6 protein-coding genes are annotated in these 12,531 nt (G+C 61.4%); 2 read left to right on the forward strand and 4 right to left on the reverse strand.

Annotated elements, in window-relative coordinates; genetic code table 11:
• Positions 1 to 3 precede the first annotated feature (3 nt).
• The gene (locus VFG26_RS03920) at positions 4 to 1,461 is read right to left on the reverse strand and encodes a DUF3754 domain-containing protein (protein WP_325022441.1); all 1,458 of its coding nucleotides are present in this window, start codon (positions 1,459 to 1,461) and stop codon (positions 4 to 6) included.
• 293 nt (positions 1,462 to 1,754) lie between these two features.
• Here VFG26_RS03920 and VFG26_RS03925 point away from each other — a divergent pair, with 293 nt between their 5' ends.
• A complete protein-coding gene (locus VFG26_RS03925) occupies positions 1,755 to 3,035 on the forward strand; it encodes a J domain-containing protein (RefSeq protein WP_325022443.1) in 1,281 nt (426 codons plus the stop codon).
• A 78-nt stretch (positions 3,036 to 3,113) separates the two neighbouring features.
• On the opposite strand, the gene VFG26_RS03930 is transcribed toward VFG26_RS03925, so the two are convergent.
• Positions 3,114 to 3,311, reverse strand: coding sequence for a hypothetical protein (locus VFG26_RS03930; RefSeq protein ID WP_325022444.1), 198 nt, complete (start codon positions 3,309 to 3,311; stop codon positions 3,114 to 3,116).
• A gap of 263 nt (positions 3,312 to 3,574) precedes the next feature.
• Entirely contained in the window at positions 3,575 to 6,022 is a 2,448-nt protein-coding gene (locus tag VFG26_RS03935; RefSeq protein ID WP_325022446.1) for an ATP-dependent helicase, read from the reverse strand.
• A gap of 575 nt (positions 6,023 to 6,597) precedes the next feature.
• Between VFG26_RS03935 and VFG26_RS03940 the strand changes: the two genes are divergently transcribed.
• The gene (locus VFG26_RS03940) at positions 6,598 to 10,623 is read left to right on the forward strand and encodes an AsmA family protein (protein WP_325022448.1); all 4,026 of its coding nucleotides are present in this window, start codon (positions 6,598 to 6,600) and stop codon (positions 10,621 to 10,623) included.
• Between the two features lie 34 nt (positions 10,624 to 10,657).
• On the opposite strand, the gene lepA is transcribed toward VFG26_RS03940, so the two are convergent.
• The gene (lepA, locus tag VFG26_RS03945; protein WP_325022450.1) at positions 10,658 to 12,460 is read right to left on the reverse strand and encodes a translation elongation factor 4; all 1,803 of its coding nucleotides are present in this window, start codon (positions 12,458 to 12,460) and stop codon (positions 10,658 to 10,660) included.
• Positions 12,461 to 12,531 lie beyond the last annotated feature (71 nt).

Raw genomic sequence — 12,531 nt, forward strand, 5'->3', positions numbered from 1 at the left:
TGTTCAGTTCGAGACGGTTCTGCCTTCGAACTCGTAGCCTTCCGTACTGATAGGATCGGGTAGGTGATCTAGGAACAGGTCCCACTTCGCATCGATATGCTTTGCGGCCTCGGCCGGTGGCAACGTGACGAAGGAGCCATCGGCTTTCTCTACGACGATGCCGTCGCGGATCAAGCGGTCGAGCGCATCGTCGATGTCGAAATCGATTTTCACGCCGAAGGTGCGGGTGAGGTAATTTTCGATTGCGAGGTCGATGGAGGGCAAATCTGCGCGCGACGACTTCTCCTTGGCGAGAACGCTGTAGAGCAACATTTCCTCCTTCACGTCCTCCTCGGCGCCGCGGGCCGCGATTTTCAGTATCACGCCGCGATTGTCCGCCATGGTGTGGAAGTAAAGGTTCTGCGCCATGATGACCATGTAGCGCTGCTTCTGGTTAAAGAACCCCATTGCCTGCCGGGTCGCGATGCCGCCAAGCCCGGCGAGCGCGCCAAGAGCTGCGATCGGGTTGCTCATCAGGAGCGCGACCTTGCCGGCAGCGCCCGCGGCACCCATGCCGAGGCCTCCACCCGCGGTGACGCCGAGGCGGAGTTTATCCATCGCCCGAAAACGAACCTGCGTGTTCGGAAACACCATCTCGATGTCGGTGCGCGGGATGTTCTTGAAGAGCTTCAGATAGATGTTCTTCTCGTTGACGTTCTTGGGCAGGTTGGCGCGCGATTTGGCGACCTGCTTTTCGGCAGCCTCGCGCGTGATCTTCTTCTCGCGCATGATCTCTTCGACGCGCACATCGAAGGGCTTCAACTTGAACATGATGAAGAGCCGCTGGAAAATCGGCACGTCGTATTCTTCGCGGCGCAGGAACTTGGCGATGCGGCGGCGCTCGTATTTCCGGTTCGAAGCGCCGCGATAGAAGATCGAAATGCGCTCGAAAGCTTTCATATCGACGAAGAGATCAAGCCCGTAGTGGCTCTCGCGTGTGAGGATGAGTTCGACGTTGCTGGGGTCGATGCGCTCGTAGTTGGCGCGCTCGAGCAGGCTTTCGACGCCTTCGAAGACGCGATGCTTTAAGGCTTCGCGCTCGTCGTCGGAGAAGCTGCGCGTCATCAGGAGGTCGCTGTCGGGCGAGAAGGCCTCGTAGGTCTGTTCGAGGTCGAGCAGAAGTGCGAAATACTGCTGCTGGCGCCAGTAGTCGAGATAGCGGAAAAAGCGGCGCGCGTCGGCAGCTTGGCCGACTGGCCACAAGTGGGGCTTCGTCAGGCGGTCGAGCAGGGCGAAGCGGGTGACGGGAATAAAGCGCTCGCGCTTGCGCGTGTCATCGGGGTCAAGAATATCGATCGGATGGCGTTCTGCATCTTCGATGATTTCGGCCGGCTTGGCTTCGAAGTCGGCCAGATCCGCAAGCCGCTGAAAAAGGCTTGGCCTATGGTGAAATCGGCCTTCCGAAAAATCTGCCGACGCCATTCACAACTCCCCGAACTTCCGTTTCAAACCCAGCTTCTTACCCGCCCCAGTTCATAGCGACTCGCGTAAGATGAAGCGAGCCTGGCAGCCCCTCGTCGCGGAATGATGACGAGCATTTCGAGCCAACCGGTGCGGATCGGCCAGTTGCGGACTGGTTGATGATACATCACTAAGTTCCGCGGCGCGCTGAATTTTTCAGTTCATAACTTTGGATTTCGCCATAGTGGGGACTTTGTTGAACTAAGATCATGCACAACTTGTATTAGAGGGATTTTCGTTCAGGGGCGGAGATCATGGGGGCTTTGCGTTCTTTGGCCTCGGGCTTGGCAGTATGCCTTGTCCTTGGATGCGGTGCCGTTGCGGCGGAAGAACTCGTTCTACCTTACAGTTGCACGATGGACGGTGGGGTGCCGCGCCTGACGCCCTCTGAAGAGACGACCTATCGCATCATCGGTCCGCGGCAGGATATGCCGTTTCCTTCATGCTCCGGTTCGGCAGCGTGGACCTGCGAAACGATGATGATCTACAAATTTTCCATCGAGTGCGCGGGCCAGCGCGTCGCCTGGGCGAAAGTTGCTGCCTCGGCTCGCGAGGTGGGCGTTCACCTGCCCAGCCAACTTCCGGCCGGATATGCGCCTGTCAGCAAGCTTAGAGGCCGTTTCGTCTTCCCGGGTTTCGGGCGCACCACGACGATGCCGCAAGTCGCCTCGCAGACCCTTTCCGCTGATGCGGTCATCGAACCTGCCGCTTTGCGTAGCGAAAGCGAGCCCGAGCAAGCGCCATGGATCACGGTTGTCGATCCGGCGGCGGCATTGGTGAATACGCCGGCTTCTGGAAACGCGTGGAAGGTGGCAGGCGTCCTCTCGATGCTTCTCATCTCGATGATGGCGGCTTGCCTGCTGCTGGTACGGCGGCGGCAACTGACATCGTTCGAGTTTCTGAATTCGGCAGCGAGGGGAACTTCGCGCGCCGCCGGACTGTGGAAATTTGTGACGGAAGCTTTTTCGCGGGGCGCCTCGGGCTTCAGCCGGAGTTATGAAAATTGGCGGGCCGCCACTGCGCAGGATGGCGATGAAAGCGACGAGGCCAATCCGCTCGGACACGTGCATGCCCGCCTGCACGAAATCGAGCACTTGGTGGCTTCTCTTCCGGGCGATCTTCTGCTGCGGGATGTACTCGCGTCTGAACTCGACGCTCTCTACGACCGGACGGCAGATCTCGGCCGGCGGGCTGCGCAGCTCGGACCGGAGAAGCTGCGGGCGGCAGTTCGCGCGATCACGCGGGACCTCGACCGAATCGCGCGTATCGCCCAAGGAGCCATGTTCGGGCCGGACGATCGCGCAACGGCAGCTGAATCCGATCCGCCGACGACGGTGTTCGAGGCCTATAGAATTCTTGGGCTCAATCCGGATGCGCCGGACGCGGCGGTCAAAAAGATCGTCGATGCCTTGCGGATGTCATGGCATCCCGACCACGCGCGCGATGAGGCCGATCGGCGGCACCGGGAGCAGCGAATCAAGCAAATCAATGCTGCGTGGGATTTGTTGAAGGTGCGGCCCGCGGCGGCCGCCTGATCCAAACACAAACGGCACCACTCATTTAAGAAGCGGTGCCGCCGTACATTCGAGTCCGAATGGATTTCTTATTTCAACTCATGAAGAGTAACGATGGGCGACCGGGAGATTTCTGATCTCCTCCTCGGTCAGCGGAGTCGTTTCTGTCAGCAGGTAGTTCCTGCGATTTGCCCGGCTCAAATCACGCTGAACACCGATCCGCCGCGCGGGAACGTCCCCGTCTTTTCCGCGCACGACGCCGACCTTACCCCTTAACGGAAAGCGGTAAGTGCTCATGGATAGCTCCTTTCAAGGACTCTACCCTCCCAAACAAAGGTCCCTCGTTTCGGTTTCATGTCCTCGCAAACTTCTTTTTAGTCAGGGACTTACGCGAACGCACCCGACCTGCACCGGTTGAACCCGGCGCTTTCAAAGTTTTGATTTAGCTGATGAACCCCCACGCTCAACGAGCTGGGGATAAGGTGCCTCACAAATAAGGCGATACGAAGAACTTGGCGGCAACAATTAGACAGGGCTTGAGCATTAACCCTGCCCGATCGTCAGACGAGATCGACGAAGCTCGCCACCACGCGCTTGATTGAACCGTCGTCGAATTCGATGGTCAGCTTATTGCCATCGACTGTCGTGACCGTTCCTTCGCCGAATTTCTCATGGCGTACGCGCGTGCCGGTTTTGAATGATGGCGCGTTCGCGGTCGATGCGGCGACCAGCTCGCCTTCAAGCGTGAGCGGACCGCGGGATCGCTTCTTCGGATCCTTTTTGCTGCTGCTCCAGGATTGCTGGGCGCGCTGCCATCCGGGCGTGTTGTAGGTTGAGCGGAAGGGCTCCGAGGCACCCGGGCGATCAAAGCGGCTTTGAGTGCCGAAGCCGCCTCCATAGCCAAACGGATCCGGCCTGCCGCCGTACGGCATTTCGCTTTGCTCCACTTCGACAGCCGCGAGCGGCAGCTCATCGACGAAGCGCGACGGCAGGGCAGATTGATAAAGGCCGTGGGTCCGGCGGTTCTGTGCGAACGAAATCTTGGCGATCCGCCTTGCGCGCGTGATGCCGACGTAGGCCAGCCGGCGCTCTTCCTCCAGGCCCGCCTTGCCGCTTTCATCGAGCGAGCGCTGATGCGGGAACAGGCCTTCCTCCCAGCCGGGAAGGAAGACGATGCCGAACTCCAAGCCTTTGGCGCCGTGCAGCGTCATCAAAGAGACGCGGTCGCCGTCGCTTCCCTGCTCGGCGTCCATGACGAGCGAGACGTGTTCGAGGAAGCCTTGCAACGAGTCGAAATCGTGCATGAAGCGCACGAGTTCTTTCAGGTTTTCGAGACGCGTCTGCGACTGCGGACTTTTGTCGGCCTGCCACATCGCCGTGTAACCGGACTCGTCGAGGATCAGCTCGGCGAGATCGGTATGGCGCATGTGCTCGAGGTTCGCGCGCCAGCGCTCGAACATTTGCGTCAGGTCGAAGAGAGATTTGCGCGCGCGTGGCGTCAGCTCGTCGGTTTCGACGATCTCACGGGCTGCCTGATAGAGCGGGATCGAGCGTGCGCGCGCCAGCTCGTGAATGCGCTTGACGGTCGTGTCGCCCAAGCTGCGCTTCGGCACGTTGACGATGCGCTCGAATTTCAGGTCGTTCGCGGGGTTCGCGACGACGTCGAGGTAGGCGATGGCGTCCTTGATTTCCTGGCGCTCGTAGAAGCGCGGGCCGCCGATGACGCGATAGGGCAGCCCGAGCGTGATGAAGCGGTCTTCGATGGCGCGCATCTGCGATGAGGCGCGTACCAGAACGGCCATATCGTTCAGGCGTTCCTGCTTGCGCTGGAACTGCTCGATCGATTCGCCGATAGCGCGGGCTTCGGCTTCGTCGTCCCAGAAGTTCGCGACCGTGACCTTGGCGCCGGCCGCACCGTCGGTGAAGAGCGTCTTGCCGAGACGGCCATCGTTCTTGGCGATGAGCCCGGATGCGGCGGCGAGGATGTTTGCGGTCGAGCGATAATTGCGTTCGAGCCGGATGACCTTGGCGCCTGGAAAGTCCTTCTCGAAGCGCAGGATGTTATCGACCTCGGCGCCGCGCCAACCGTAGATCGACTGATCGTCGTCGCCCACGCAGCAGACGTTGGGCGATCCTTGCGCCAAGAGGCGCAGCCACAGGTATTGAGCGACGTTGGTGTCCTGATACTCGTCCACCAGGATGTAGCGGAAGCGCCGATGATAATCGGCAAGCACGTCCGGGTGTTCCCGGAAGAGCCTGATGCATTCGAGAAGCAAATCGCCGAAGTCGCAGGCGTTGAGATCCTTCAGGCGGGCCTGATAGGCCGCGTAAAGCTTGGCGCCGTTGCCGCCCGCGAAGTTATAGGCTTCGCCTTCGGGGACCTTGTCGGGCGTCAGCCCGCGATTCTTCCAGCTGTCGATGAGGCTCGCGAGCTGGCGCGCCGGCCAGCGATCCTTGTCGATGCCGTGGGCTTCGATGACCTGCTTCAGCAGGCGCACCTGGTCGTCATCGTCGAGAATCGTGAAACCGGGTTTCAGGCCGACGAGCTCGACGTGGCGGCGTAGAATTTTGACGCCGATGGAGTGGAACGTGCCGAGCCACTGCATGCCTTCGAGCGTGCCGCCGATGAGCGTGCCGATGCGTTCACGCATTTCGCGCGCGGCTTTGTTCGTGAAGGTGACGGCGAGAATTTGCGACGGGTACGCGCGGCCGGTTGCGAGAATGTGCGCGATGCGGGTCGTCAGAACGCGCGTTTTGCCGGTGCCTGCGCCTGCGAGTACCAGCAGCGGGCCTTCGGTCGTTTCGACGGCGTCGCGCTGCTCAGGGTTCAGGCCTTCGAGATATCGCGGCTGCCCGTAAGACGCGGCGACGGCGCGCGCGGAGATCGACTGGCGGTTCGTGTCATCAGGACGCGCCGCGCGGGGCGCTTCTGGCAGATCGAACGGCGGGTCGTCATCGTGCGGCAAATCTCCGCTGCCGGCGGCGTTCGGTTTCGGAAATGAGGTCATCCCTGTCAGGTAAACCACCGAGGCTGAACGTACAACTGGCGCGGCGCCCGGCCGCGGCCTTTGGGACGGCTAATGGCAAATCGATCCACAGGTATTCAAGCGTTTGAAAACGCGAACATTCCTCGATTGGGGGACGCGGCGTTTTTGGAATCCGGCGGGGCCGAAAACGCCATCGGTCGCGGCTTGTGGATCGTTGCTGCCTGAAGATTGTGCGTGCGCCGCGTTCACTGGAAATGCGAGACGCATGGACCCTCGCGCGGCGTCGGGGGCTTGATGAGCCGCGACTGGCAAATTGCGTGGAAGCATCACATCAGGACCATCGCAAGTTTGCTTTGCCGACGATACTCGGCTTGCCGTCATGCACATTTACAAATCAACTAAGCTTATGATCTAAGATCAGGAAGCCGGTTGGTTGGCGCGCGGCTTCAATTGGGCACGCGCCCGTTCGAATTGAGCCAAATTTCAAGTTCAGAGTGAACTTCTGCCGTGCCATACAGGTGTACAAGGCAGGGACGTTATTCCGATGATGTCCGCCATGGTGCTTTGCGTTTCAGGCGCGGCTCAAAGAGACGTTCATGAACAACGGGCTATTATATTTTGGCGGCCTTCTGGTCGTTGTTCTCTCGGCGCTTTTTGCCGTACCCAATTTTGTCGACTGGAATGGATTTCGCGGCGTCTTCGAGGAAGAGGCCTCCAAGGTTTTGGGCCGTGACGTCCGCGTCGGCGGTTCAGTCAACCTGAAACTGCTTCCCGTTCCCTACGTCCGCTTCGAGAAAGTTCGCATCGCCAACCTGACGGGCCAGACGGGCGAGCCGTTCGTCCGCGCGGAGAGCTTCACGATGTGGCTTTCGGGCCCGGCGCTGCTTCGCGGCGTGCTGGAGGCCACACAAGTCGAGCTGGAAAAGCCGGTTTTGACGCTCGCCGTCGATGACAAAGGCAGCGGGAATTGGACCAATATCGAGCTAAAGCCCGGCGATTTGCCGTTCGTGCCGCGCGATGTGGCACTGCGCTCGGTGCGGCTGACGGAAGGCGCGATTTCGATTTACAACGCCGCTGCCGAGCGCATCGCATTGCTGGAGGGGATCGACGGCGAGCTCTCAGCCGATGGTCTCAGGGGCCCCTTTCGTTTCAAGGGCGCGGTCTCCTGGGCGGGTGCCCAACATGACGTGAAATTCGCGACCGACGTTCCCGGGCCTGACGGTGCGTTTGCACTGAAGCTTTCGGCCCGTGGGGATAAATCGCCGACATCCTATATGCTCGATGGCCGGGTTTCGGACTTGAGCAACAAGCCGACGTTCAAGGGACGGTGGACGGGGAAGCTCGCCATTCCGGGCAGCGGACAAGCAGCTCAAGGAGCGAAGGCGCCGCCGCTGCTCGATCTCAAAGCGGATGTCACCGCCGATCCGCTGCGCGCAAAGTTCGACAATCTGGCACTGACCCTCGACGACGCTGCGGCCGCACAAACGATTACCGGATCGGCGGTCGCTGCTTGGACGGCATCGCCGCGGCTCGACATTGCGCTTCAGTCGAAGTGGCTCGACATCGATCGGCTGGCCGGCGCGGGGCAGGGAAGCGCGTCGTTCGAGAAGCTGAAGCAACTCACCGGTGGCTTGATGCAATCGGTTGCGGGCGACAGCACGGCAACGGCGAAGATCAATCTCGAGCAGGTGAAAGTCGGCGGCGAGAACGCGGGCGGCTTGTCGGTGGATGCGGTTCGCAAGGGCAACGTCACGCATCTCAATACCTTCAAGGTGAGTTTGCCTGGCGGATCGCGGCTTGACCTCGCGGGGGATCTCAAGAGCAACGGCGGCAAGTTCAGCTTCTCGGGCAATGCGTTCATTGGCGGCAGCAGTTTCGGACGGCTCAAGACGTGGGCGGAGAAATCCGGCGTGCCAATCGATTTCGATGCTGATGGCCCTTATTCGGCCGCGGGCAGGCTTGAAGCCGACGATACGCATTTCGCTTTGACGGATGCTTCAGGCGATCTTTCGGGACGGGCGCTTGCTGGGGAACTGAAAATCCTGCGCGGCGAGCGGCAGCAGACGGATTTGACGTTGCAGGCGGCCGATCTCGATACGCGTGAGGTTTTCCCGAAGATTGCCGCCGCTCTCAACAGCGAGTTCCGCCGGTCGCTCGGCCTGGAAAAGGTGGAAGGCGCGGAGGAGCCGCACGATGTTCTACCTGGGGACGTCCGGCTGCGCGTCATCGCCAATCGGCTGACCGACGGCGACATGACCTATCGGGACGTGGATGTCTCGTTCGCGATCGAGGGCCGCGAGATCAAATTGCCGGTGGCGAAGCTCACAACTCAGAACGGGCTGTCAATCGAACTCGAGGGCCGCGTTCTGAGACGGGATAGCGGGCCGTCGGGCACGTTCGCTTTCGATCTCGTGGGCGCGACGCCAGAGGCCATGCAAGATCTCGTCAGCCAGGCCGGTCTTTCGAGCGTGTTTGGGGATGATCGCTTCACGGGACTGAAGGACGGAAAGATCGGGGGCCTGATTCGGCTGGGTCTGAGATCGCCCACCGCGACCGACGTGACCTTCGATGGCATTGTGAACGGCGGCAGTCTCAACGGCGCGGCGGAATTCGATGGCGGACTGCAGGGCTGGCGGTCCCGTCCGAGCCGCATCCGCGCCTCGTTCAATGCGCCGTCTCTGCCCTCACTGCTCGCGACGCTCGGGCGTCCCCAAGTGGCTGCCCGCCAGATGAGCGCTGAGGATGACGAACCGGCGCGCGCGTCGCTCGTGACATCCGGCGTTATCGGGTCGGACGCGGAAGCGCGCGTCGACATCACCTCGCCCGACTTCACTATGAGCTTTGCCGGGCATACCGCGTGGCCTGCTGATGCCGTGCTGGCACTCAACGGCAAGCTCGATTTCAAGGCGTCGCAATTCAGCGATGCGCTCGCCTCTGCCGGGATTTCGCTGCCGAGTGGGGCCGAAGATGTTGCGGCCCACGGTTCACTGCAAATCGGCCGCGAGGGGACAGCTTGGACGGTTGCTGCGCGCGATATTCAGCTCGGAACGTCTAGCCTTGCGGGCAACCTCGTTGTGATGCCGAAGCCCGAGACGTTTGAAGTCACGGGCACTGTCGATGCCGATCGCGTTGCTTTCCAGAGTTTGCTGGCGGCGGTCACCGATGCGCGGCCCGAAGTTCCAGCTAAGCCTGGATCGGATGCTGCCGAGGATGCTGCTGCGGATACGCAACCCATCTGGCCTGAGGGGCTCTTCAATTTCGCGGCGCTTGGCAACACGAACGCGACGCTCAAAGTCGCTTTCAAAACGCTCGACTTGAGCGGGGGTATCGCAAGTCACGATGGCGGGCTGACGCTGACGCTCGCGCCGGGCAAGCTCGTGGTCAGCGATCTCAAGGCAGTCGCCGCCGGTGGGCAGCTTACCGGCGATGTTCGTTTTGAGAAGGCGTCGAACGGTGTTGCCTTCAATTCGACGCTGAAGCTCGAACAGGCGAAATTGTCTGCCGTGAGCGCGGCAGGCAAAGGCACGGCGACCATCGATCTCAAAGCGGAGGCGCGGGCGCAAAGCCCGGCCGGTCTCGTCGCGGTCATGACCGGCGCGGGCACGGCAAGGTTTGTCGATGCGGAGCTTCCCGGTCCATCGCCGTCGCTGGTCGCCGATATCGTGGACGACGTGCTTGCCGGAGAGTTGGCGAACGATCAGAAGTCGCTAGCGGCGGGCCTCGCTGGCGCTCTCAATGCGTCGAAGCTGAAGATCGGCAGCCGCGATTTTGCGGTTTCGATCGCCGATGGCTCGATCAAGCTCGAGAAGTTCCAACTGGCTGGCCCGGACGGGCGGCTCGAGGGTAACGTCACTGCGGATCTTGCCATGCTCGACATGGATGCAGCCTTCCAGCTGACATCCAATGCGCGGCCATTGCCGCCGCCGCCCATTCCGCTTGCGAACTGGACGCCGCCCGCACCTAAGGGGCCGCTGCCCCCGGTGCTGGTGCTTTATGATGGTCCGCTCGACAATCTCGGCGGGCTGACGATCAAGGCGGATGTCGCCACGCTCCAGCGCGAACTCGTCGTCCGGCAGATGGAGCGCAACGTCGAAGAGCTCGAGCAGGCGCGGCGGGTCGACGAGGAACGTGCCCGGATCGAGAAGGAACGCCGGAAGAAAGTCGCGGCCGATCGCGCGGCCGCTATCGCTGCGGCGAAGAAGAAGGAAGCGGAACGCTTGGCACCTGGTGGCGGAGCGGACGCCAGCGGGACTGTGACGCCCCAGGGCGAGCCGCGTCCCGGCGTTTCGGCTGTGACGCCACCTGTGCCTCCGGCTGGAGGCAATGGCGCGACGACTCCCGCGCCGCAAAAGGCAGAACCTCAGGATGCGGCAAAGCCAGCTGAAGCTCCGAGCACCGGCGCGTTGACGCCGAAGATTTCAGTCGATCCCGCGACGCCGGACAGCGCGGCGGGTGCAGACACGACAGGCGCGACGGGCAGCGTTCTGGTCGATCCTGAAACGGGGCTGCCAGTTCCGAAGCCCGAGCCGGCCGTGCGGCCATCACGCTCGACGGTGCAGAAACAGCAGCCGCGGCGGACCTCGTCAGACGAGGTGATGAAGAGCCTCGGCGGCTTCCAGTAAGCGGGAGCCTGTTGGCTCCCGCACATTCAAGCCGTCAGTTGTCGTCCATCTTGAGGGCGTTGATGAACGCCTCCTGCGGAATTTCGACCTTGCCGAATTCGCGCATCTTCTTCTTACCGGCCTTCTGCTTGTCGAGCAGCTTGCGCTTTCGCGAGATGTCGCCGCCGTAGCACTTGGCAAGCACGTCCTTACGCAGCGCTTTGATCGTTTCGCGGGCGATGACCTTGGCGCCGATGGCGGCCTGGATCGGGATCTGGAAGAGGTGCGGAGGAATGAGTTCCTTCAGCTTCTCGCACATCGAGCGGCCGCGGCTTTCCGCACGAGAACGATGGACGATGATGGAGAGCGCATCAACTGGCTCGCCATTCACGAGAATGGAGAGTTTGACGAGGTCGCCTTCTTCGTAATTTTTGATGTGATAATCGAAGGACGCGTAACCGCGCGAGACGCTCTTCAGGCGGTCGTAGAAGTCGAAGACGACTTCGTTGAGCGGGAGTTCGTAGACCACCATTGCGCGCGAACCGGCGTAGGTGAGCTGCTTCTGGCGGCCACGGCGGTCCTGGCAGAGCTTCAGCACGGCGCCGAGGTAATCGTCAGGCACGAGGATGGTGGCCTCGATCCACGGTTCCTCGATGTGATCGATCTTGGAGACTTCCGGCATATCGGCCGGATTGTGCATGTCGATCACGCTGCCGTCGTTCATGTGCAGGTGATAGATGACGCTCGGCGCGGTCGTGATGAGGTCGAGGTTGAACTCGCGCTCGAGACGCTCCGTGATGATTTCGAGATGCAACAGGCCGAGGAAGCCGCAACGGAAGCCGAAGCCCAGGGCCGCCGAGCTTTCGGTTTCGAACGAGAAGCTGGCGTCGTTCAGACGAAGGCGGCCCATCGCTTCGCGGAGATCTTCGAAATCCGCTGCATCGACCGGGAAGAGACCGCAGAACACGACGGGCTGCGCCGGCTTGAAGCCCGGAAGGGGTTCAGCGGTCGGGTTCTTTTCGTCGGTGATGGTATCGCCAACGCGGGTATCGGCGACTTCCTTGATGGCAGCGGTGAAGAAACCGACTTCGCCGGGGCCGAGCTTCTCCAGCATTTCCTGCTTCGGGCGGAATATGCCGACGCGTTCGATCTGGTAGGTGCCGTCGGTCGCCATCAGCTTGACGCGCTGACCCTTCTTCAGGGTGCCATCGATGACGCGCGCAAGCACGATGACGCCGAGGTAGGCATCGTACCAGCTGTCGATCAGCATGGCCTTCAACGGCTTGTTCGGATCGCCCTGAGGGGCGGGAAGACGCTCGACGATGGCTTCAAGGACGGCTTCGACGTTGAGGCCGCTTTTTGCCGAGACGCCGATGGCGCCCGAGGCGTCGATGCCGATCACGTCCTCGATCTGCTTCTTCACCCGATCTTCGTCGGCGGCCGGCAGGTCGATTTTGTTCAGTACGGGTAGAATCTCGAGGTTGTTGTCGAGGGCCTGATAGACGTTGGCGAGCGTCTGGGCTTCGACACCTTGGCTCGCGTCGACGACAAGGATTGCGCCTTCGCAGGCGGCGAGCGACCGCGACACCTCGTAGGCGAAGTCCACGTGGCCGGGCGTGTCCATCAGATTCAATTGATAAAGCTCGCCGTTTTTCGCCCGGTAGTCGAGGCGGACGGTCTGAGCCTTGATCGTGATGCCGCGTTCCCGCTCGATGTCCATCGAGTCGAGGATCTGCTCCTTCATTTCACGATTTGTGACATTGCCGCAAAGCTGGATCAGGCGGTCGGATAGGGTCGACTTGCCGTGATCGATGTGGGCGATGATCGAGAAATTTCGAATATGTGAAATGGCTGTCATGGTGCGGGCTCATAGCACCCGGAACTGACCGGCAAAAGGGGCGTTACGCGACTTAGGGGTGGGTCAGGCCT

The organism is Hyphomicrobium sp. (assembly GCF_035687085.1).
GTDB lineage: Bacteria > Pseudomonadota > Alphaproteobacteria > Rhizobiales > Hyphomicrobiaceae > Hyphomicrobium_B.